The 21,473-nt window shown below is 70.8% G+C and carries 19 protein-coding genes; 9 read left to right on the plus strand and 10 right to left on the minus strand.

Annotation, left to right across the window (positions count from 1 at the left end; genetic code table 11):
- Positions 1-16: 16 nt before the first annotated feature.
- On the plus strand, positions 17-1,054 hold the full coding sequence (locus MUY14_RS37480) for a hypothetical protein (protein WP_247016559.1): 1,038 nt from the start codon (positions 17-19) through the stop codon (positions 1,052-1,054).
- Here the strand turns inward: MUY14_RS37480 and MUY14_RS37485 are convergent.
- Genes MUY14_RS37485 through MUY14_RS37495 form a run of 3 tightly spaced genes read right to left on the minus strand, consistent with a single transcriptional unit; the run spans position 1,051 to position 4,506 of the window.
- Entirely contained in the window at positions 1,051-1,893 is an 843-nt protein-coding gene (locus tag MUY14_RS37485; RefSeq protein ID WP_247016562.1) for a transglutaminase family protein, read from the minus strand. The two genes, MUY14_RS37480 and MUY14_RS37485, sit on opposite strands and share 4 nt — an antisense overlap.
- Positions 1,890-2,837 (minus strand): alpha-E domain-containing protein, encoded by a 948-nt coding sequence (locus MUY14_RS37490; protein WP_247016563.1) that lies wholly within the window; start codon positions 2,835-2,837, stop codon positions 1,890-1,892. The genes MUY14_RS37485 and MUY14_RS37490 overlap by 4 nt, the downstream gene beginning before the upstream one ends.
- Before the next feature lie 10 nt (positions 2,838-2,847).
- Entirely contained in the window at positions 2,848-4,506 is a 1,659-nt protein-coding gene (locus MUY14_RS37495; RefSeq protein ID WP_247016565.1) for a circularly permuted type 2 ATP-grasp protein, read from the minus strand.
- Between the two features lie 148 nt (positions 4,507-4,654).
- Here MUY14_RS37495 and MUY14_RS37500 point away from each other — a divergent pair, with 148 nt between their 5' ends.
- The 4 genes from MUY14_RS37500 to MUY14_RS37515 are packed head-to-tail and all read left to right on the plus strand — an operon-like array spanning position 4,655 to position 9,677.
- Complete coding sequence (locus tag MUY14_RS37500) at positions 4,655-5,587, plus strand: ABC transporter substrate-binding protein (protein ID WP_247016567.1); 933 nt, start codon at positions 4,655-4,657, stop codon at positions 5,585-5,587.
- Positions 5,588-5,603: 16 nt separating this feature from the next.
- Entirely contained in the window at positions 5,604-6,536 is a 933-nt protein-coding gene (locus MUY14_RS37505; RefSeq protein WP_247016569.1) for an amino acid ABC transporter permease, read from the plus strand.
- The gene (locus tag MUY14_RS37510; protein WP_247016571.1) at positions 6,533-7,306 is read left to right on the plus strand and encodes an amino acid ABC transporter ATP-binding protein; all 774 of its coding nucleotides are present in this window, start codon (positions 6,533-6,535) and stop codon (positions 7,304-7,306) included. Before MUY14_RS37505 ends, MUY14_RS37510 begins: the two co-directional genes overlap by 4 nt.
- A 55-nt stretch (positions 7,307-7,361) precedes the next feature.
- Positions 7,362-9,677, plus strand: coding sequence for an oxidoreductase (locus MUY14_RS37515; protein ID WP_247016573.1), 2,316 nt, complete (start codon positions 7,362-7,364; stop codon positions 9,675-9,677).
- Between the two features lie 30 nt (positions 9,678-9,707).
- Here MUY14_RS37515 and MUY14_RS37520 read toward each other — a convergent pair whose 3' ends face one another.
- On the minus strand, positions 9,708-10,283 hold the full coding sequence (locus MUY14_RS37520) for a hypothetical protein (RefSeq protein ID WP_247016575.1): 576 nt from the start codon (positions 10,281-10,283) through the stop codon (positions 9,708-9,710).
- Between the two features lie 164 nt (positions 10,284-10,447).
- Here MUY14_RS37520 and MUY14_RS37525 point away from each other — a divergent pair, with 164 nt between their 5' ends.
- Genes MUY14_RS37525 through MUY14_RS37535 form a run of 3 tightly spaced genes read left to right on the plus strand, consistent with a single transcriptional unit; the run spans position 10,448 to position 14,783 of the window.
- Complete coding sequence (locus MUY14_RS37525) at positions 10,448-12,265, plus strand: NHL domain-containing thioredoxin family protein (RefSeq protein ID WP_247025444.1); 1,818 nt, start codon at positions 10,448-10,450, stop codon at positions 12,263-12,265.
- A 1-nt stretch (position 12,266) separates the two neighbouring features.
- Positions 12,267-12,599, plus strand: coding sequence for a co-chaperone GroES (locus MUY14_RS37530; protein WP_247016577.1), 333 nt, complete (start codon positions 12,267-12,269; stop codon positions 12,597-12,599).
- A gap of 42 nt (positions 12,600-12,641) precedes the next feature.
- On the plus strand, positions 12,642-14,783 hold the full coding sequence (locus MUY14_RS37535) for a VanW family protein (RefSeq protein ID WP_247016579.1): 2,142 nt from the start codon (positions 12,642-12,644) through the stop codon (positions 14,781-14,783).
- Positions 14,784-14,787: 4 nt separating this feature from the next.
- Here the strand turns inward: MUY14_RS37535 and MUY14_RS37540 are convergent, their stop codons facing one another.
- The gene (locus tag MUY14_RS37540; RefSeq protein WP_247016581.1) at positions 14,788-15,495 is read right to left on the minus strand and encodes a leucine-rich repeat domain-containing protein; all 708 of its coding nucleotides are present in this window, start codon (positions 15,493-15,495) and stop codon (positions 14,788-14,790) included.
- Positions 15,492-16,331: a helix-turn-helix transcriptional regulator gene (locus tag MUY14_RS37545; RefSeq protein ID WP_247016582.1), complete on the minus strand. Its 840-nt coding sequence runs from the start codon at positions 16,329-16,331 to the stop codon at positions 15,492-15,494. The genes MUY14_RS37540 and MUY14_RS37545 overlap by 4 nt, the downstream gene beginning before the upstream one ends.
- 121 nt (positions 16,332-16,452) lie before the next feature.
- On the opposite strand from MUY14_RS37545, the gene MUY14_RS37550 reads away from it, so the two are divergent.
- Complete coding sequence (locus MUY14_RS37550) at positions 16,453-17,832, plus strand: MFS transporter (RefSeq protein ID WP_247016585.1); 1,380 nt, start codon at positions 16,453-16,455, stop codon at positions 17,830-17,832.
- On the opposite strand, the gene MUY14_RS37555 is transcribed toward MUY14_RS37550, so the two are convergent.
- From MUY14_RS37555 to MUY14_RS37570, 4 genes are all read right to left on the minus strand, one after another.
- Positions 17,822-18,115 carry a GlsB/YeaQ/YmgE family stress response membrane protein gene (locus MUY14_RS37555; protein WP_247016587.1) on the minus strand — a complete coding sequence of 98 codons (294 nt, stop codon included), beginning with the start codon at positions 18,113-18,115 and terminating at the stop codon, positions 17,822-17,824. The genes MUY14_RS37550 and MUY14_RS37555 overlap by 11 nt on opposite strands.
- 147 nt (positions 18,116-18,262) lie before the next feature.
- Positions 18,263-18,538, minus strand: a complete 276-nt coding sequence (locus MUY14_RS37560) for a GlsB/YeaQ/YmgE family stress response membrane protein (RefSeq protein ID WP_247016589.1) — start codon at positions 18,536-18,538, stop codon at positions 18,263-18,265.
- Positions 18,539-18,673: 135 nt separating this feature from the next.
- Positions 18,674-20,509: an acyl-CoA dehydrogenase gene (locus MUY14_RS37565; protein ID WP_247016591.1), complete on the minus strand. Its 1,836-nt coding sequence runs from the start codon at positions 20,507-20,509 to the stop codon at positions 18,674-18,676.
- A 158-nt stretch (positions 20,510-20,667) separates the two neighbouring features.
- A complete protein-coding gene (locus MUY14_RS37570) occupies positions 20,668-21,453 on the minus strand; it encodes a response regulator transcription factor (protein ID WP_247016593.1) in 786 nt (261 codons plus the stop codon).
- Positions 21,454-21,473: the final 20 nt, after the last annotated feature.

Genomic DNA, 21,473 nt, shown 5'->3' on the forward strand with positions numbered 1-21,473 from the left:
GTCACTGGAGGTCGACATGGAGATCTGGGTACTCGGGGCCTTGGGCCGGACCGGTCGCGGCATCACCGCCGAGCTGGCGGCGCGCGGGGTGCCGGCGGTGCTGGTCGGGCGGAACCGGGAACGGCTGGCGGCGACCGGCTCGAAGTTCGTCGTCGCCGACGGCGCCGAGGCCATCGCGGCGGAGATCCGGCGGCAGCGGCCGGCGGTCGTCGTCAACACGATCGGCGAGTACGCCGCGACGGCCGGGACGATCGCGCGCGCCTGCCTGCCCGGCGGCCACTACGTCGACCTCGCCGCGGACCTGGTCGCCGTCCCGCGGCTGCTGGACCTGCACGAGGCGGCCCTCGCCGGCGGCAGCACGTTCGTGACCGGCGCCGGCTTCGGCGTCCTGGCCACCGAAGCCGTCGTCGCGAAGCTGTGCGAAGGGCGCGCGACGCCGAGTGCGGTGCACGTCGACGCGGTGGCGTCGGTCGCCATCGAAGCGGGAGCGCTGGGCGTCGCGCTGGCCGCCAGCATCGTCGACGCCCTGACCACCGGCGGCCGCGAATACCGGAACGGCCGCCTGGTCCCCGCGCGGCTCGGCGCGAACGCGCGGACGCTGGAGTTCCCGGATGGCGAGACGGCGAAGTCCGCGAGTGTGCCGTCGGGTGAGCTGGTGGCCGCCCAGCGCGCGAGCGGCGCGCCGTCGGTGACCATCACGTCCGGCCTCGCGCCCACCTCGCCCGCGGTCCGGGCGGTGTTGCCCCTGCTCGGCCGGGTGCTGTCCATCCCGGCGCTGCGCCGGTTCGCGATCGGGCGGCTGGCCGGGATCCAGGCAAAGGCGGCCCCGCGCCCGCGTGCGCACTCGTGGGGCCACGCGGTCGTCACCTGGCCCGACGGCACGACGCGCGAAGGCTGGCTCCGCGCGGGCGAGGGCATGGACTTCACGACGTCGGTGGTGGCCGAGGTCGCGGCCCGCCTGGCCCGCGGCGAGGGCAAGCCGGGCGCGCACACGCCGACGTCGGCGCTGGGCGCGGAGGTGGCCGAAGCCGCGGGCGGGACCTTCTTGCTCTAGGCGAGCCGGGTCAGCTGGACCGAGACGTCCAAAGTGGACTGGCCGCCACCCGTGAAGATGCCCTTCAACGGCGCCACGTCCGCGTAGTCCCGGCCCATCGCCACCCACACGTGGCGCGGGCCGACCGGGATCGCGTTCGTCGGGTCGTACGCCCACCAGCCGCCGGTCCAGACGTCGACCCACGCGTGGGATTCGCCTTCGACCACCTCGCCGAGCTTCGCGTCCGGTTTCGTGTGCAGGTAACCGGAGACGTACCGGGCCGGGATGCCGATCGCGCGCAGCATCACCAGCGTCACGTGCGCGAAGTCCTGGCAAACGCCTTCGCGCGCCTGCCAGGCGTCGGTCGCCGTCGAGTGGACGCCCGTCGTGCCCGGTTGGTACTTGAGCTGCTTGTTCACCCACTCGCACACCGCCAGCACCGACTCGGCGGGGTCGAGGCCGGTCCGCAGCGAACGAGCCTCGCGGGCCAACGTGACGTCACGCGGGGTGTAGTCGGTCGGGGTCAGGTACTCGGTGCGGTGGTCGACGACCGTGTCGGAACGCAGGTCGCGCCACGACGCCGTGTGGATCGGCTCGGCCTCGTCCGCCGTCTCGACCACCGACGTCGCGAGCACCGTGAACTCGGTGTGCGGCGCGTGGAGGTCGAACGACGTCACGACCGTGCCCCAGTAGTCCGTGTACCGGTACGCACGCGTCGCCGGCGTCGTCTCGATGCGCGTCGCGACCGTCGTCTGGCGGCGGTCCGAGCGCGGGGTCAGCCGGGCTTCGTTGTAGGACTGCGTCGCCGGGGTCGCGTACCGGTAGCCGGTCCGGTGCGCCACGCGCAGCTGCCACGTCACAGCGAAACCTCCGCACCGCTCCACGCCACCCACGGCGACGTGCTGAAGTACTGCAACGACACCGCTTCGCCGATCTCCCGGATCGACGTCTGCAACGCCCCGAGCCGCCGCGGCAGGTCGGTCAGCAGGTCCGACGGGCGGAGGAACTCCAGCTCACTGCGGGCCCGGCCGAGCTCGCGCAGTGCCTCGGACTTCTCGTTGCTGCGCGCGCCGCCGCCCGGGTCGAGCCGCTGGAGGCAGTCCTCGGCCTGGCGCAGCGCGTGGAACACCGAGCGCGGGAACAGCGTGTCCCGCAACAGGAACTGCACGACGCGGCCGGCGTCGAGCGCGCCCCGGTACGTCCGCAGGTACGTGTCCTGCGCGCCGGCCGAGCGCAGCACCGTGATCCAGCCGGGCGAAGACGCGCGGTCCGCGACCCGGGACAGCAGCAGCCGCACGACCATGTCGGCGCGTTCGATCGAGCGGCCGAGCACCATGAACAGCCAGCCGTCGTCGCGCGACATCGTCGAGTCGGCGAGGCCGGCGAACATCGCCGCGCGCTCCTCCACGAACGACAGGAACGCGTGCGGCCCGGCGCGCCGCGCGTAGCGCTGCCGGTCCGGCACCGCGTTCCACGTCGCGTTCAGGCATTCCCACAGCTCGGTCGAGACGACTTCGCGCGCGCCGCGGGTGTTCTCCCGCGCCGAGTTGATCGAGCCGACGATCGACGCGGGGTTGTCCTTCGCGTACGCCACCAGCTCGGTCAGCTTCCAGACGTCGAGGGGCTCGCCGTCGAGGGTGTCGATGCCCAGCACGGCCAGCAGCTGCCGGCTCGCGTGGTCCGGGTCGACGGTCGCGTCCTCCAGCAGCTGGTGGACCGAGACGTTGAGGATGCGGGAGGTGTCGTCGGCGCGTTCGACGTACCGGCCGATCCAGTACAGCGATTCCGCGTTGCGTGCCAGCATTCGAACCTCCCTAGCTCTGCTGTTGCTGTTGCTGCTGCTGCGATACCGACAGCTCCGGACCCTGCTCGGCGACCAGCCCGTCCACAGTGGACATCGCACCCAGCGCGGGCTGCTCCAGCTCCCGCTCGGCCGTCGACGCGCGGGACGCCAGCACCCACGTGTCCTTCGAGCCGCCGCCCTGGGAGGAGTTGACGACCAGGCTGCCCTCCGGCAGCGCCACCCGCGTCAAGCCGCCGGGCAGCACGAAGATGTCCTTGCCGTCGTTGACCGCGAACGGCCGCAGGTCGACGTGCCGCGGCGCGAGCCGGTCGTCCACCTTGGCCGGCACGGTCGAAAGCTGGACCACCGGTTGCGCGATCCAGCCGCGCCGGTGCGCGCGGACCTTGCGCCGCAGGGTGTCCAGTTCCTTCTTCGTCGCCTCCGGCCCGAACACGATCCCGTAGCCGCCGGAGCCCTCGACCGGCTTGATCACCAGTTCGTCGAGGTGCGCCATGACGTGGTCGAACTCGTCCGGCAGCCAGCACCGGAAGGTGTCCACATTGGGCAGCAGCGGCTTCTCGTTCAGGTAGTACTTCACCATTTCCGGCACGTAGGTGTAGACGAGCTTGTCGTCGCCGACGCCGTTGCCGATGGCGTTCGCGACCACGACGTTGCCCGCGCGCGCCGCGTTCTGGATCCCGGCGACGCCGAGCACCGAGTCCGGCCGGTAGTGCACCGGATCGAGGAACTCGTCGTCGATCCGCCGGTAGACGACGTCGACCTGGCGCTCGCCCTCGGTGGTCCGCAGGTAGACGACGTTGTCACGGCAGAACATGTCCCGGCCTTCGACGAGCTCGACGCCCATCAGCCGGGCCAGCAGCGAGTGCTCGAAGTACGCCGAGTTGTGCACGCCGGGGGTGAGCACGACGACCATCGGGTCGGCGACGTTCGCCGCGGCCGCCGCGCGCAGCGCCCGCAGCAGGTGCGACGCGTAGTCACCGACCGGGCGCACCCGGTGCTGGGCGAACAGGTCCGGGAAGACCCGGGCCATCGTGCGCCGGTTCTCCATCACGTACGACACCCCGGACGGGTTGCGGAGGTTGTCCTCCAGCACCCGGAACGTGCCCTCCTCGTCGCGCACCAGGTCCACACCGGACACGTGGATGCGCACGCCGTTCGGCGGGGTGATGCCGAACGCCTCCCGGTGGAAGTGCTCGCACGACGTGATCAGCCGCCGCGGCAGGACGCCGTCGCGCAGGATCTGCCGGTCGCCGTAGACGTCGGCGAGGAACGCTTCGAGCGCGCGGACGCGCTGGGCCACGCCGCGTTCGAGCTTCGTCCACTCGGCGGCCTGGATCACCCGCGGCACCAGGTCCAGCGGGAACGGCCGCTCCTGCCCGGAGAGGGAAAACGTGATGCCCTGGTCGACCATCGCCCGGTCCAGCGCGGCCGAGCGCGAGTTCAGGTCGTGCGCGTCGAGCGCCGCGATCGACTCGTACAACGCGCGGTACGGACCGCGGACCGTGCCGTCGACGGCGAACATCTCGTCGTACGCGCCCGCGTGCGGCCGTTCCGGGGAGAGGTAGCCCTCGAACCGGGCCCCCGGCCGGGCGATCCGGCTGGTCGTCGCCTTCCTCGCGCGTCGACCGGACGGGGGCAGCCGGGGCGGGGTGGCGTTCATGAACGACATCCTGACGCACGTGCCCCTTCGTGCGCGACACTCGCGCCGGGGTGGACGCGGTGCGAAACGTCGCTGTAACTCGACAGTGCTGTGCTTTGGTATGGATGAGTGGCAATATGCGTGCTCTCACGAACTGAGAACTACGAGGAGTGACGACGTGGCCCGAGGAACCCAACTCAAGGCGCTCGCCCTGTTGCCTGCGTTCGCCCTGGTCGGCTTGACCGTGGCCTGCGGTGCCGGTGGTAGCGGTGCGGGTGGCGTCGCGTCCAGCAGCGCGGCGCCCGGTGCTTCGTCGGGTGACACCGGCGCCGTCGCGAAGGACGACGCGCTCGCCGCGCTGGTGCCCGCCGACGTGAAGACCGACGGCAAGATCGTGGTCGGCCAGGACCAGAGCTACCCGCCGAACGAGTTCCAGGACGGCGGCAAGGCGACCGGCTTCGACGTCGACCTCGGCACCGCCATCGGCCAGGTGCTCGGGGTGCAGATGGAGTTCCAGAACTCCTCGTTCGACGGCATCATCCCCGGCATCAGCGCCAAGAAGTACGAGATGGGGATGTCGTCGTTCAGCATCAACGCCGACCGGCTGCAGTCGGTCGACATGATCTCCTACTACAGCGCGGGCACCTCGCTGGCCGTCCTGAAGGGCAACCCCGACGGCCTGAAGGTCGACGACCTCTGCGGCAAGAAGATCGCCGTCCAGAAGGGCACCACCCAGGTCGAGGACCTCGACAAGAAGAACGCCGCGTGCACCGGCGGCGGCAAGCCGGCCATCGAGGTCACCCAGCTGCAGGCCCAGACCGACGTCAACCTGGCCCTCACCGCCAAGCGCGTCCAGGGCGAGCTGGCCGACTCCCCGGTCATCGACTACGCGGTCAAGCAGACCAACGGCCTGCTCGAGTCCGTCGGCGCGCCCTACGACACGGCGCCCTACGGCATCGTGCTGCCGAAGGGCAGCGGCGACTACGGCAAGGCCGTGCAGGGCGCGATCCAGAAGCTGATCGACAGCGGCGCGTACAAGAAGATCCTGGACAAGTGGGGCCTCAACGCGACCGGCGCGGTCACCAAGTCGGAGATCAACCCGGCCTCCTGAGTTAAGGACTGAGTTCGTGAGCTCCTCCGAAGCGCCTCCTGCCGAGGCGCCGATCGACGCCGAGCCCATCAAGGCCGTCCCGGTGCGCCACTACGGGCGCTGGGTGGCCGGGGTGGTCATCCTCTTCGTCGCGTTCATCGTGGTCCGCAGCGTGATCACGAACGATGCCCTGCAGTGGCCGGTCGTCGGGGACTACCTCTTCGACGACCGGATTCTGCGCGGCCTGCAGAACACCTTGATCCTCACGGTGATCTCGATGGTCATCGGGATCGTCGGCGGCATCCTGCTGGCCGTCATGCGCCTTTCGCCGAACCCGCTGACGTCGGGCGCGGCGGCCATCTACATCTGGCTGTTCCGCGGGACCCCGCTGATCACGCAGCTGATCATCTGGAACTTCCTGGCGCTGGCCTACCCCCGGCTCGGGCTCGGGGTGCCGTTCGGGCCGGAGTTCGTCAGCTGGGACACCAACCAGCTGATCACGCAGTTCACGGCGTCGCTGCTCGGCCTGGGCCTCAACGAAGCCGCGTACATGGCGGAAATCGTGCGCGGTGGCATCCAGTCGGTCGACGACGGCCAGCTGGAGGCGGCGAGCGCGCTCGGCATGAGCCGGACGAAGACGTTGCGGCGGATCATCCTCCCGCAGGCCATGCGGGTGATCATCCCGCCGACCGGCAACGAGACGATCTCCATGCTGAAGACGACGGCGCTGGTCGTCGTCATCGGCTACTACGAGCTGATGGTCGCGGTGCAGACCATCTACGCGCAGAACTACAAGACCGTGCCCCTGCTGCTCACCGCCGGAGCCTGGTACCTGTTCATGACGTCCGTGCTGACGGTCGTCCAGGTCCAGATCGAGAAGCGGTTCTCACGCGGCACTTCGCGTGACGTGGTCCAGCGCCAGGGCTGGGCGTCGAGGTTGTTCAGCCGGGGTGGAGGAAACGTCACATGACCCCCGTGGTGTCCGCGCAGCGGATCTGCAAGAGCTTCGGCAGCGTCGACGTCCTGAAGGGCATCGACCTCGAGGTGCAGGAGCGGGAGGTGCTCTGCCTGATCGGGCCGTCCGGCTCGGGCAAGTCGACCCTCCTGCGCTGCATCAACCACCTCGAGAAGATCGACGCCGGTCGGCTCTACGTCGACGGCGTGCTGGTCGGCTACCGGCAGCGCGGCGACAAGCTGCACGAGCTGCGCGAGAAAGAGGTCGCGTTCCAGCGCAAGGACATCGGCATGGTGTTCCAGCGCTTCAACCTCTTCCCGCACATGACGGCGCTCGAAAACGTCATGGAGGCGCCGATCCAGGTCCGGCGCGAGCCGAAGTCCCAGGTGCGACAGCGCGCGCTGGAGCTGCTGGACCGCGTCGGCCTCGGCGACAAGGCGAAGAACTACCCGGCGCAGCTGTCCGGCGGGCAGCAGCAGCGCGTCGCCATCGCCCGGGCGCTGGCGATGAAGCCGAAGCTGATGCTGTTCGACGAACCGACGTCCGCGCTGGACCCGGAGCTCGTCGGCGACGTCCTGGGCGTGATGAAGCAGCTCGCCAAGGACGGCATGACCATGGTCGTCGTCACGCACGAGATGCAGTTCGCGCGCGAGGTGGCGGACAAGGTCCTGTTCATGGACGGCGGCGTCGTCGTCGAAGAGGGCCCGCCCGACCAGGTCATCGGGAGCCCGCGCGAGGAGCGGACCAAGTCGTTCCTCGCCCGGGTGCTGAACCCGAACGCCTGACGAAAGCGTGCGGATTCGCTATTTTGAAAGCGGGTGATCGAGGGGGGCTGGGCGTTTGACGACCGAAAGCGCGCTGCCCCCTCTCGACCCCTTCGCCGGCATTCCCGATCGCCGGTACGAGGTCAGGGCCGAAGACCTGCTGAAACCCGGCAACGCCGGGCTGCTGCGCTGGCGGCGGCAGGCGACGAACGCCCCGACCGTCTACGTCGAGGACGCCTACATCACCGGCACGCTCGACCTGCGCGCCGCGGACCTCAAGTTCCTGTTCCGGTTCGAGCGCTGCCGGTTCGAGCACCCGCCGGACGTGCGCGAGGCGAACCTGCTCGGCCTGGTGTTCCGCAAGTGCTGGCTGCCCGGCCTCAAGGCCCGCAACATGCGCAGCCGCAACGACGTCCGGCTGATCCGCAGCGTCGTGCAGGTCGACGGCGCCGACCGCGAGATCGAGGAGACGACCGTCCAGCGCGGCGACGACCGCGAACGAGGGATGCCGAACGCCGCCGTCAACTTCACCGACGCGGTGATCGAGGGGTCGATGGTGCTCACCCGCACCGTCATCTCGCACCCGCACGGCAAGGCGATCCACGCCGACCGGCTCGTGCTGACCGGCGCGCTGCTGGCCTACCGGATGGTCGCGAACGGCGAAGTCCGGCTCCCCGGCTTGCGGACCGGCGGCAACGTCAACTTCTCCGGCGCCACGCTGAACAACCCGGACGGCTTCGCGCTCAACGGCAACGGCCTGCACATCGGCGGCAGTCTCCTCTGCGAAGTCGACAACTACGGACCGGCCAGCCAGCGCAAACGCTTCTCCGCGACCGGCATCGTCTACCTGCCGAGCGCCACGGTCGACAGCGACATCGTGCTGCGCGAAGCGAAGCTGACGGTGTCCCAGCACGGGCCGATCGCCGTCGACGCGTGGAAGTCCAACGACCCGTACCTGGACCCGCGGCCCGCGCTGGTCGCCGACCGCCTGCGCGTCGACGGCAACGTCGAGCTCTCGGACGGCCTCCAGGCGCTGGGGACGTTGCGCATGGTCAACGCCCGCATCGGCGGCTCGCTGCGGCTGGCCGGCGCCGAGATCAGGGTCGAGCGCGGCAAGTCGCAGCCGTACTACGACCGCGCGCTGCACCTGGACGGCACCGAGATCGGCGGCGACATCGAGGCGACGAGCCTGCGCGTGCCCGCCGGTCAGCTCCGGCTGGCCGACGTGACGGTCGGCGGCAACTTCCTGGCGTGGAACTCGATGTTCCGCCACCCCGGCCGTGACGTGTTCTCGGCCCGCCGGTCCAAGATCGCGGGCAACTTCCAGCTGACGGACGCCACGATCCACGGCACGCTGCGGCTGCAAGGCGTCGAGGTCGGCGGTTCGATCAACCTGGCGGGCACCCGCCTGACGGAGCCGGGCCTGCGCGCGACCAGCAGTTTCTCGCTCGACGTCCGCACCGGCCGGATCGGCCGCGACCTGACGCTCCGCGACAACAACGGCCGCCCGTTCACCGCCGAGGGCGGCGTCAACCTGGACGGCGCCCAGGTCGCGCGCCGCGTCGACCTGCGGGGTTCGGAGCTACGGTCGCTGCCCCCGTTCCACGTGGCCCTGGACGCGGGCGACGTCGCGGCGGACGAGTTCACGCTGACCCCGAACCTGCCCCCGGAAGGCCGCATCGTCCTGCGTCGCGCGCACTGCGGAACGCTGACCGACAACGACGAGTTCTGGGCCGCGTCCGACGGCATCGAGCTCGAGGACTTCCGCTACGACGCCCTCGGCCGAGGCATCCCCCTCGACGACGACAAGGCCCTCGACCACCGCATCGAGCTCCTGCGAAAAGCGATGCGCGGGTACCGGCCGGGCCCGTACGACCAGCTGGCCCACATGCTGCGCGCGGCGGGCAACGAGGAGCACGCCTCGACGGTGGCGTTGCGCAAACAGCAGTTCCGGTACGAGGCCCTGGCCGGGGGTTTCAAGTTCTTCGGCCCGGGCGTGCGGCTGTGGAGCTGGCTGCAGCGATCGATGGTCGGCTACGGCTACCGCCCGGTCCGCGCCCTCGGCTGGCTGTTCACGCTGCTGGTCCTGGGCAGCCTGTGGTTCGGCCTGGGCACGGACGACTGCATCCACTGGGCGACGTCGGACCCGGCCCACCAGATCATCGCGAACGGCCCGCGGTGCGTGGTGAACCAGCAGGACACGGGCCTGCAGTGGAACCCGGTGATCTACACGGCCGACTTGCTGGTGCCGATCGTGGACTTCGGCAACAAGAGCCGCTGGTACATGCACGGCCCGGACAACTGGGTGGCGGCTGGCTTCACGGCGTCGGGCTGGATCCTGGCGACCACGGTGGCGGCGGGCGTGAGCCGGATGCTGCGCCGGGAGAGCTGAGCCGGCGCTGGTGCCGACGGGCCGGCGTGGCTAGTCGAGGAAGCGGGACCAGAACGGGATGTACCGCGGGCCGTCCGGGGGTGCCGTCGAGATACCGCCCGTCGCGAACTCGCGGTGCAGGTAATCGCGCAGGTCACTGCCGTAGACGACGATGTCCGTCTGGTACACCGACAGCACCGGGTAACCCACCGTGCCCGCCACGCCGGGCAGGTAGCGGTGGCCGCACACCGGCACCAGCTGCGGCACGTCGGTCAGGCGCCGCCGGGCTTCGCGGACCGCGTCCTCCGGGCCGACCGGGCGGGTGCCCCAGTCGGGGAGCCAGAAGCCGTTGTGTTCGACGTCGTACAGCACGCCGTCGACCGGCCACGCCAAACGTTTGCGCAGCTGCTCCGGGTTGCCGCAGCGCCAGTCGGGCCAGCGATCGCCGATGGGGACGCCGGCGGACAGGAACGTGCGGTGGTCCGCGGCGAAGCGGAAGCCGAACCGGTGCTCGACGTCGTCGAGTTCGGCTTCGCTCAGCCCCGGGCGCACGGGTTCCCGGAGGTTCTCCTGCAGGTGCCGTGCCTCCTCGGGGGTGAGGGCACCGGCCGGCTGGACTGGGGTCATGGGGCGAGCCTAAGCGGCGGCTCACCGGCACGCGCGTCCTTTTTCGACCCCACCAGGGGCACCCACAAGGGGTGAGTTTGTTCTCTCATCGGCCGGACCGCGGAACACAGCGTGAGCGCGTGTAGTTCACTCATGCCGTGACTTCCCCACGACCGCAGAGCCGCGTGCGTGCCCCCGAGCTGCGCGGCGACGTCTGGCTGAACACCGGCGGCCGCGCGCTGACCCTCGCCGAGCTGCGCGGGCGCATCGTGCTGCTGGACTTCTGGACCAGTGGCTGCATCAACTGCCTCCACGTGCTCGACGAGCTGCGCCCGCTCGAGGCCGAGTTCGCGGACGTGCTGGTCACGATCGGGGTCCACTCGCCGAAGTTCCTGCACGAGGGCGAGCGCGCGTCGATCGAAGCCGCCGTCCGGCGCTACGACGTGCACCACGCCGTGGTCAACGACCCGAAGATGGAGCTGTGGTCGCAGTACGCGGTCCGCGCGTGGCCGACGCTCGCGGTCGTCGACCCCGAGGGCTACGTCGTGCACGTCGCCGCTGGTGAGGGGCACGAAGAGGCCCTTCGCCGGGTGATCGCCGACCTCGTGGCGAAGCACGAGGCCAAGGGCACGCTCCGCCGCGGCGGCAGCCCGTACGTCCCGGTCGAGGAGCAGCCCGGCGAGCTGCGGTTCCCGAGCAAGGCCGTCGCCACCGCCGAGGGCCGGATCCTCGTCGCGGACACGGGGCACCACTCGATCGTCGAGTTCGCTTCGGACGGCGAGACCGTCATCCGCCGCTTCGGCAGCGGGGCCCGCGGCGGGCAGGACGGCCCGTTCGACGTCGCGACCTTCGCCGAGCCGTCGGGCGTCGCGCTCCTGCCGTACGACGTCGCCGAGCGGGTCGGTTACCACGCCGTCGTCGCCGACACCGCTGGTCACCGGCTGCGCGGTCTCGACCTCATCACCGGCGAGGTGACGACGGTCGCCGGCACCGGCGCCCAGTGGCGCACCGGGCCGGACTCGGGCAAGGGCGCCGACGTCGACCTCACGAGTCCGTGGGACGTCGCCTGGTGGGGACCGGCGGGCGGGGTCGTCGTCGCGATGGCGGGCAATCACACGCTGGGCGTGTTCGACCCGGTGTCGGGCACGATCCGCCGCTTCGCCGGGACGACCGTCGAAGGCCTTCGAGACGGCGACGTCGGCGAAGCGTTCTTCGCGCAGACGTCCGGCCTGGCCGTGGAGGGCGACAAGCTGTGGCTCGTCGACGCGGAGACGTCGGCGCTGCGCTGGATCGAGCCGGACGGCGAGTCCTTCACCGTCCACACGGCCATCGGCGTCGACCTCTTTTCCTTCGGCCACACCGACGGCCCGGCCGACCAGGCGCTGCTGCAGCACCCGCTGGGCCTCGCCGTGCTGGCCGGCGACAAGATCGCGATCGCCGACACCTACAACGGCGCCGTCCGCTCCTTCGACGTCTTCACCCGCGAGGTGACGACGATCGCGACCGGCCTCGCCGAGCCGCAGGGGCTGCTGGTGCACGAGGGTGAGCTGCTGGTCGTCGAGTCCGCGGGCAACCGCGTCGGCCCGCTGCCGGCGAGCGAGGCGACGGTCGTCACCGGCGACGCGCACGCCGTGCGCCGCCCGCCGACGGTGCTCGCGCCGGGCGAGATCGACTTTTCGGTGGTGTTCACGGCCCCGCCCGGCGAGAAGCTGGACGACCGCTTCGGCCCGTCGACGCGTCTGGAGGTCAGCGCGTCGCCGCCCGAGCTGCTGGCCGACGGCACCGGCACCGGCACGAACCTGACCCGTAAGATCCGCCTGGCCGACGGCGTCACCGAGGGCGTTCTGCAGGTCGTGGCCCAGGCCGCGAGCTGCGACGACGGCGGCGAGCACCCGGCGTGCCGGATCACGCGGCAGGACTGGGGCGTCCCGGTCCGGCTCGAGCCGGGCGGCGCGCGGGAACTGAGCCTGGTCATGGCCGGTGCACCGCGGACCGACGGGTAACATGCACGCCGTGTCTGACGGGGCGAAACTCGAGATCCAGATGCTGCACGACCGCGTCCTCGTGCGGCTGTCCCCGGAGGAAGGCGAGCGCCGCAGCAGCGGCGGCATCGTGATCCCCGCGACGGCGCAGGTCGCACGCCGGCTCGCGTGGGGTGATGTACTGGGCGTGGGCAACAGCGTGCGCAACGTGAAGACGGGCGACCGCGTGCTCTTCAACCCGGAGGACCAGCTCGAGGTCGAAATCCAGGGCGAAGGGCACCTCGTGATGCGCGAACGCGACATCCACGCGGTGGCGACGGAGCGAACCGAGCAGGGCACGGGGCTCTACCTGTAGGCGAGATCGGTAGGCGAGTCGGGTCCCGCGGAGGGCGAGGGCGTGGCAGACGAAGAGGTGACCGAGCGCGCGGAAACGCCCGCCGCGGAGCGCGCGACGCCGCCTGCCGAGCCTGCCGAGCCTGCCGAGCCTGCCGAGCCTGCCGAGCCTGCCGAGCCTGCCGAGCCTGCCGAGCCTGCCGAGCCTGCCGAGCCTGCCGAGCCTGCCGAGCCTGCCGAGCCTGCCGAGCCGGAGTCGGTGCCGGCCGAGGTCGCCGAGCCAGGACCGGCCGCGCTGGAGCCGAAGCCGCTCGAAGCCACCGCGCCGGCTGAGCACGAAACCGCGCCGGCCGCCGCGGAGCCTGAACCCGCGGCCGCCGCGGCCGGGGCCGGGCGCGACGAAGCCGCCGTCACCACCGATCTCTTCGCCGATGACCTGCTCGGCGAGCTGCTCGAAACCCCCGTCGTCGCGCCGCCGCCCGAGACGCCTGCGCGGAAGCTGCGCAAGGGGGTCGCGCGGGCCATGATGGCCGTCGGGCTCGCGCTCGGGTTGTTCGTCATCCTCTACGCGATCGACCTGGTCGTCAGCGCCGGTGACGTTCCGCGCGGGGTGACCGTCGCCGGGATCGAGGTCGGCGGCTTGAGCCACGCCGACGCCGAAGCCAAGCTGCGCAGGGAACTCGAGCCGCGGCTGATCCGGCCCGTCGTCGTGCACGGGGGCGACGTCCAGGCCGAACTCGTGCCGTCGCGGTCGGGGCTCGGGCTCGACTGGCCCAACACCCTCGGGCTCGCCGGGCACCAGCCGCTCAGCCCGATCACGCGGATCATGTCCTTCTTCAGCAGCCGCGAGGTCGGCGTCGCCACGCGCACCGACGAACGGCAGATCACCGACGCCGTCCGGCAGCTCGCCCAGGGCAAGCTCGACCACCCGGCCACCGAAGGGGCGGTCGGGTTCCTGGCGATCCCGGGCAGCGACGGCGGCGTCAACCCCTACCCCGTCCTGCCGCGGCAGGGGCAGCAGCTGCTCGACCTGGCCGGCGCCGTGCACACCGTCACCGACCACTGGCTCGACCCCGGCGGCGTCCGGCTCGCCATGGCTGTCACGCCGGTCAAGGCGACCGCGGCCGGGGTGCAGGCGGCCTACCAGCAGATCGTGGTGCCCGCTGTCGCGAAGCCCGTCGTCGTGCACGGCCAGGGTAAGGACGTGCCGCTCAAGCCCGACGCCATCGCCGCGTCCTTCCGGTTCGCCGCGGTCGAGGGCGGGGCCGTCGAGGTGCGCATCGACCAGGGCAAGCTGCAGGGCGCGCTCAAGGACCCCCTGGCGAGCACCGAAACCGACGGCAAGGACGCGCAGATCGTCTTCACCGGCGACCAGCCCGCCGTCGAACCCTCCGAGGACGCCCGGAAGATCAACTGGGAGAAGACCTTCCTGCCGCTCATCGACGTGCTCAAGAAGACCGACGGGCGGGACCTCCCGGTCGTCTACAGCGGGTCGAAGCCCGGCGTGACCACCGACGCCGCCAGCGCGCTCGGCATCAAGGAGGTCATCGGCGAGTTCACCACCGGCGGCCTCGCCGGCCCGGCCGCGACGAACAACCGGACGCTCGCCGACCGCGTCTCCGGCACTATCGTCAAGCCCGGCGAGACGTTCAGCCTCGGCGGCCGCTCCGGCCCGCGCACCGCGGACGCCGGCTACGTGCCCGCGCCGGTCAACGAGGACGGCACCGGCGCCACCGTCGTCGGCGGCGGTGTCTCGCAGCTGGCGTCCACTTTGTACAACGCGGGCTACCTCGCCGGCCTGACCGACGCCGGGCACCTCGAGCACGACCAGTACCTCGACCGCTACCCCGCCGGCCGCGACGCCAAGGCCGTCAACGCCGACGGCAGCGCCGTCGAACTCAAGCTGACCAACGACGCGCCGACCGGCATCGCCATCCAGGCCGTCGTTTCCGGCGACTCGGTGACCGTCCGGATCTGGGGCACCCGGCACTACCGCGTCGAAGGCCAGACCGGCGCCCAGACGCCCGGCGCGCCGCCGCCCGTCCAGTTCGGCGCCGGCGGGACGGCGCCGTGCCTGCCCTCGGTCGGCACGCCCGGCTTCAGCGTCACCGACACGCGCGTGCTCTACGACGCCGCCAGCGGAGCCGAAGTCCGCCGGACGTCGCACACGGCGACCTACGGTCCGCGCCCGACCATCCTCTGTTGAGTTGTCAGCGAAGGACCATGCACCCCGCCTCCTCGAAGTCGCGCAGCCAGGCCGGCTCCCGGAAGTGCTTGTTCCACCGCAGATCCAGCTTGTCCAGTTTGGACAAACGCGCCACCGACGCGGGCAGCGTCGTCAGCGCGTTCTCCCGCAGGTCGAGCTGGCGCAGCTCGCCCAGCGAGCCGATCGACGACGGCAGCGACGTCAACCGGTTGCCCCGCAGGTGCAGCTCCCGCAACGCGCCGAGCGCGCCGATCGACTCCGGCAACGCCGTCAACTCGTTGCGGTAGAGACGGAGTTCGCGCAGGGACGCGAACCCCGAGAGGTCGGCGGGCAGCGACGTGAGCCGGTTGTCCGTGCACCCCAGGTACCGCAAGCGGCCCAGGCGGCACCACGCCGCCGGGAACGCCGTGAGCCGGTTGTCGCTGACGTACAGGTATTCGGTGAGCCCGGCCAGCTCACCCAGCTCGTCGGGCAACGCGTCGAACCGGTTGTGCGCCAGATCGAGCGTGTGCACCGACTTCAACGCCGAAATCCCCGGTGGCAGCGAGGAAATCCGGTTCGCCGCCAGGTTGAGCACCGTCAGCCCGGTCTGCGACCACAGCGACGCGGGCACCTCCGTGAGCGCGTTCCGGTACAGGTCGAGCCGGGTCAACCCCGGCGGCAGCGAAGGCACCGACGTCAGCTCCTGGCCGCTCAGATCGAGTGCCGTCACGACGACCGCCTGGTCGACGGCAACAGCGCCCACGTCGCCGCGTCGTCCGGAGTGGACACCTGGATCCGCAGCCCCGGCGCCTCGGACACCGCCAGCTCGGTCAGCCGCAGGTTCAGCCGCCCGGCCCGCGGGTGGTCCATCCGCCGCAGCCGCGCCCGCGGTTCGGCCACCTCGTGGCGCGCCCACAGCTCGACGAACTCCGGGCTCAGCGCGGAAAGCCGGCGGATGTCCTCCTCCCAGGACGGATCGCCGACGTGCCTGCCGTACTCGGCGCGCATCCGCGCGACCATGTGCGGCACCTCCTCGTCGTAGTTCAGCAGGAACCGCCGCGCGTTGGGCTCGGTCACGCAGCACCACAGCAGGTTCTTGTGCAGGCACGGCATGCTGTGCCACTCCCAGAACATCTCCTCCTGCGCGGCGTTCGACTCCAGGACGTCGAACCGGCCGTTGACCACCGTGGCGGGCAACGGATCCAGCGCGCGCAGCACCTCGCGCACCGCCTCCGGCACCACCTCGGCCGGCGTCGGGAGCCGCGACGGGGTCAGCTCCGCCAGCCGGTACAGGTGCTCCCGCTCGGGGTGGTCCAGCCGCAGGGTGCGCGCCACCGCGTCGAGCACCTGCGAGCTCGCGTTGATCGGCCGCCCCTGTTCGAGCCACGTGTACCAGGTGACGCCGACACCGGCGAGCAGCGCCACCTCCTCGCGGCGCAACCCGCTGAGCCGGCGGCGCGGGCCGGGCGCGAGGCCGACCTCCGCCGGGCCGATCCGCGCCCGGCACGCCTTGAGGAACTGACCGAGTTCCTCTCGGCGGTTCGCGTGGACCTGGGTCTGGGTCATGCGGACATGGTGCCGGAGGGGTACGACAGTTTTGGCAGACTCAGCGGCGAAGCAGGTACTCCCAGCACCAGCACCACCAGGCTCTCTCCGAGGTCAGCCGCCGAAAAGCAGGCTCGGAGCCATGACTCTGACCACCCCTGCCCCGGCCGTGGACCGGGAAGCCCGGCCCGACCGGCGGCCGTGGTTCATGCTGGCCGTCCTGCTGCTCGGCCAGTTCATGGCGCTGCTCGACGTCACCGTCGTGAACGTCGCCATGACCGACATCCGCACCGACCTCGGCGCGTCCGGCGCCGCCCTGCAGCTCGTCGTTTCCGGCTACACCGTGGGCTACGCGATGCTGCTGATCACCGGCGCCCGGCTCGGCGAGCTGTTCGGCAGGCGCCGCCTCTTCGTCACCGGCACGATCGCCTTCACGGTCTGCTCCGCGCTCTGCGGCCTGGCGCCGGGCGAAGCGGTCCTCATCGTCGCGCGGATCGCGCAGGGCGCCGGCGCCGCGCTGATGATGCCGCAGGTCATCAGCCTCATCCAGGCGCGGTTCACCGGCGCCGCCCGGGCCAAGGCGCTCAGCGCGTACACCGCGGTCATTTCGGTCGCCTTCGTGGCCGGTCAGGTGCTCGGCGGCGTCCTCGTCGGCGCGGACCTGTTCGGTGCGGGCTGGCGGCCGATCTTCCTGGTGAACGTCCCGATCGGCGTGGTCGTGGCGGTGTTCGCGGTCAAGCTGGTGCCCGGCGGCGGTGCGAAGACGGGACGGCGGCTCGACCTCGCCGGCCTCGCGATCGCCGTACCCGCCGTGGTGCTCGTCGTGCTGCCGCTGGTGCTCGGGCACGAAACCGGCTGGCCCGCCTGGACGTACGCCTCGATCGCCGCGGGTCTCCTGCTGGCCGTGCTGTTCGTGGTCGTGGAACGCCGGGTGCGCGACCCGCTCGTCGACCTCGCCGTGCTCGAGATCCGCGGCGTCGCGCCGGGTCTGGCCACGCTCGCGGCCGGCGTCGCGTCCTACGGCGGGTTCCTCTTCTGCGTGTCGCTGCACCTGCAGTCGGGCCTCGGCAAGACGGCGATGGCCGCCGGCCTGGCGATGGCGCCCGGCGGGATCGTCTTCGGCCTCTGCGGGTTCTTCTGGAACCGGCTGCCCCAGCGCGTGCACACCTGGCTGACCCCGTGCGGTTACGTGGGATCCGCCATCGCCTATGCGCTGCTCGCGGTGGGCCGGGACGGCGGGACGCTGTTCTTCGCGGCCCTGCTGCTGTTCGGCCTCTCGATGGGGCCCGCGTTCGGCTCCCTGATGGTGAACGCGCTGACGCACGTCCCGCTCGAGCGCGCGGCGGACGTCAGCGGCCTGCTGACCACCACGCTGCAGCTGGGCCAGGTCGTCGGTGTGGCGACGTTCGGCAGCGTGTTCCTGACGCTGGCCGCGACGTCGTCCGCGACCGCCCTCACCACGGCGATGACCTGCGCCGCCGTGCTGCTGCTCGGCGGCGCAGGCCTGGCGCTCAGGCGGTAGTGCGGCTGCCGCCCTTGACCTTGGCGTAGATCGCCGAAGCCGCGATGACGCCGACGACGGCGGCCACGATCTGGAAGATGTGCCGGATCCAGTCGATGCCGGACGTGTCCCGCACGCCGAACACCCCCGCCAGCCAGTTGCCGATGAACGCGGCCACGATGCCGACGACGATGGTCAGCCAGATCGGGATCTTCTGGTCGCCCGGCGCGAACAAGCGCCCGAGCACGCCCAGGATCAGGCCCACGATGATGGTCGAGATGATGCCCCAAAGTCCGCCGAGCACAGGTGCCTCCTCGGGTAGCGCAATAAGCGCCACCGTCGCACCGATCCGGATGGATCGCCCGCGCAGACCCCCGATGGAGTGAGCGCAAAAAGATCCGGCCCGGTTCGCCCCCGACGGCGAACCGGGCCGGATCGGCCTGGGAAGGGGTTACCTGGTCACGCCTCGGCGGCCGTACATCCCGGCGGCGATGCTCACCCCGACGGCGGCGAGGACGACCTGCGTCAGGATCTCCAGCCAGTCGATGCCGTTGGTGTCGGCGTACCCGAGACCGCGCGCGATGGCCGTGCCGATGAAGGCGGCGACGATGCCGATCACGATGGTCAGCCAGATCGGGATGCTCTGCTTGCCGGGCGCGACCAAGCGGCCGAGAACACCGATGATCAGCCCGACGATGAGTGCGCTGACGATGCCGGCAACAGTCATCACTTGCTCCTCTCAAGGATCCGCGAACCCGGCCACTCGGGTCCGTCGGACTCGGTGAGCGGAATGCCCCCATCGAGTGGCTCCGAAACGCGAAAAGGGCCCTCCTCACGCGAGGAGAGCCCTTTTCGTGACCTGTCAGAAGGAAGCTTCGTCCAGCTCCATCAGCGCGTTGTCGGCGGCTTCGACGATGGCGCGGCGGGCCGTGAGCTCCGGCAGCACCTGCTTCGAGAAGAACGACGCCACGGCGATCTTGCCCTCGTAGAACGGGACGTCCTTGGCGGACGCGCCCGCGTCGAGCTTGCCGATCGCGACCTCGGCGTGCTTGAGCAGCTGCCAGCCGATGAGCAGGTCGCCGACCGACATCAGCAGGCGGACCGTGTGCTGGCCGACCTTGTTGATGTTCTGCGGGTCTTCCTGCGACGACGTCAGGTAGCCGATCAGCGAGCCCAGCATGCCCTGGGTGTCCTCGAGGGCCTGCTTGAGCAGCCCGCGCTCGTTCTTGAGCCGGCCGTTGCCCGCCTCGGACTCGATGAACTTGGTGATCTCGCCGGCGACGAAGGCCAGCGACTGGCCCTTGTCGCGGACGATCTTGCGGAAGAAGAAGTCCAGCGACTGGATCGCCGTGGTGCCCTCGTAGAGCGAGTCGATCTTGGCGTCGCGGATGTACTGCTCGATCGGGTAATCCTGCAGGAAGCCGGACCCGCCCAGGGTCTGCAGCGACTGCACGAGCTGCTCGGTGGCGCGCTCGGAGCCGACGCCCTTGACGATCGGCAGCAGCAGGTCGTTCACGCCGTGCGCGACCTTCTGGTCACCCTCGCCGGTCCACAGCTGGTCCTGGAACGACGCCGTGTACAGGTACACCGCGCGCAGGCCCTCGGCGTACGCCTTCTGCAGCATCAGCGAGCGGCGGACGTCCGGGTGGTGCGTGATGGTGACGCGCGGCGCGGCCTTGTTGAGCATGTTCGGCAGGTCGGCGCCCTGGACGCGCTCCTTGGCGTACTCGAGCGCGTTGAGGTAACCGGTCGAGAGCGTCGCGATGGCCTTCGTGCCGACCATCATGCGGGCGTACTCGATGACCTGGAACATCTGCGCGATGCCGTCGTGGACCTCGCCGAGCAGCCAGCCCTTGGCCGGGGTGCCGTGCTGGCCGAAGGTCAGCTCGCAGGTCGTCGAGGCCTTGATGCCCATCTTGTGCTCGACGTTCGTGACGTAGGCGCCGTTGCGCTCGCCCAGCTCACCGGTCTTCGAGTCGAAGTGGAACTTCGGCACGAGGAACAGCGACAGGCCCTTGGTGCCCGGCTTGGTCTCGATGCCGGGACCCTCGGGGCGCGCCAGCACGAGGTGCATGATGTTTTCGCTCATGTCGTGCTCGGCGGAGGTGATGAACCGCTTCACGCCGTCGATGTGCCAGGAGCCGTCCTCCTGCTGGGTGGCCTTGGTGCGGCCCGCGCCGACGTCGGAGCCGGCGTCCGGCTCGGTCAGCACCATCGTCGCGCCCCAGGCGCGGTCGATCATCAGCTGCGCCCAGTGCTTCTGCTCTTCGGTGCCGTTCTTGTCGACGATCATCGCGAAGTTCGGGCCCGCCATGTACATGAACAGCGGGGCGTTCGCGCCGAGGATCAGCTCGGAGGCGGCCCACTGCACCGTCGGGGGCAGACCGAAGCCGCCGAGGTCGTTGGTCAGGCCGAGGCGCCACCACTCGCCCTCGATCAGCTGCTGGTAGCTCTTCTTGAACGACTCCGGGATCTTCACGCTGAACGTCTTCGGGTCGTACACCGGCGGGTTGCGGTCCGCGTCGGCGAACGACTCGGCGAGCGGGCCGGTGGCGAGCTTGTTCAGCTCGGCCAGCACACCGCGCGCGGTCTCTTCGTCGGACTCGGCGAGCACGCCCTTGCCCAGGCGCTCCTGCACGCCGAGTACCTCGAAGAGGTTGAACTCCAGGTCTCGGACGTTGCTCTTGTAGTGGCCCATGTCGTCACTCCAATGTGTTCGGCTCCCCGGCCGGGCACATACTCGCCTTACTCGCCGGTAACTTCAGGATATTACCTGCGGGTAACTGGAGCAAGCAGATCCGCACTACCGAGTACCGGAAATCCCCCCAAAAGTGGCGTTTTCCCTGGGGAACGGCGTCAGCGGTGCCCCGGGATCGCCGTTGTGTCGGCCGTCACCGGGACGTGGCCGTCCTCGGTCCGGGCGATGAGGATCCCGCCGCGGAACGCGATGGTCACCGCGTGTGTCCGGTCCCGTGCGGACAGCTTGCGCAGGATGCTCTTCACGTGCGTCCGGACGGTCTCCACGGAGAGGAACAGCAGCTTCGCGATCGCCGAGTTCTCGAGACCTTCGGCGACCAGCTGGAGCACCTGGTATTCGCGCCTGGACAGCGGCATCGCGCCGCGCCCGGCCGCCGGGCTGTCGTGGGCGAGGTCGCCCTTCGGCACGGTCGCCCGCTTCGGCCGGGCGGTCAGCGCGGCCAGCGCCGGGTCGATGTACCGGCGTTCGGTGTGGGCGCGCCGGATCGCTTCGGCGAGCCGCCGTGAATCGATCGACCGGGGCACGATCGCGTGCGCGCCCGCGGCGATCGCGGCCGCCAGGTACTGCTGGGTGCGATTCGCGTCACGGATGAGCGTGACGAGGATCAGCGCCGGGTCGCCGGCGTTGAGCAGCTTGGTCAGGTGGCAGTTCGGGTCGAGCGCCGAATCGAGCACGACGACGTCCGGTTTGACCTGTTCGCACAGTTGCAACGCAGCGTGGTGGCTGGCCGCCTGCCCGGCCCAGTGCAGCCCCTGGCTGCGGTGGACGAGGGCGGCGAGGCCGTCCCGGTAGATCGGGACGGGATCGACGACCGCCACGCCGAGACTGCGCCCGCCGGGTCCGATCGGCCCCGTGGGCCTGCGGGTGGGCTCGATGCTGTGCATCGCGGGCCTCCGTCTCCTGC

Source organism: Amycolatopsis sp. FBCC-B4732 (genome assembly GCF_023008405.1).
Taxonomy (GTDB): Bacteria; Actinomycetota; Actinomycetes; order Mycobacteriales; family Pseudonocardiaceae; genus Amycolatopsis; species Amycolatopsis pretoriensis_A.

Bases quoted from the DNA above. Each gene is read 5' to 3' on its own strand.
- MUY14_RS37565 (WP_247016591.1), bottom strand. From the start codon at position 20,509: ATGGGCCACTACAAGAGCAACGTCCGAGACCTGGAGTTCAACCTCTTC.
- MUY14_RS37510 (WP_247016571.1), top strand. From the start codon at position 6,533: ATGACCCCCGTGGTGTCCGCGCAGCGGATCTGCAAGAGCTTCGGCAGC.
- MUY14_RS37530 (WP_247016577.1), top strand. From the start codon at position 12,267: ATGCACGCCGTGTCTGACGGGGCGAAACTCGAGATCCAGATGCTGCAC.
- MUY14_RS37545 (WP_247016582.1), bottom strand. From the start codon at position 16,331: ATGACCCAGACCCAGGTCCACGCGAACCGCCGAGAGGAACTCGGTCAG.
- MUY14_RS37570 (WP_247016593.1), bottom strand. From the start codon at position 21,453: ATGCACAGCATCGAGCCCACCCGCAGGCCCACGGGGCCGATCGGACCC.
- MUY14_RS37560 (WP_247016589.1), bottom strand. From the start codon at position 18,538: ATGACTGTTGCCGGCATCGTCAGCGCACTCATCGTCGGGCTGATCATC.
- MUY14_RS37490 (WP_247016563.1), bottom strand. From the start codon at position 2,837: ATGCTGGCACGCAACGCGGAATCGCTGTACTGGATCGGCCGGTACGTC.
- MUY14_RS37495 (WP_247016565.1), bottom strand. From the start codon at position 4,506: ATGTCGTTCATGAACGCCACCCCGCCCCGGCTGCCCCCGTCCGGTCGA.
- MUY14_RS37480 (WP_247016559.1), top strand. From the start codon at position 17: ATGGAGATCTGGGTACTCGGGGCCTTGGGCCGGACCGGTCGCGGCATC.
- MUY14_RS37550 (WP_247016585.1), top strand. From the start codon at position 16,453: ATGACTCTGACCACCCCTGCCCCGGCCGTGGACCGGGAAGCCCGGCCC.
- MUY14_RS37520 (WP_247016575.1), bottom strand. From the start codon at position 10,283: ATGACCCCAGTCCAGCCGGCCGGTGCCCTCACCCCCGAGGAGGCACGG.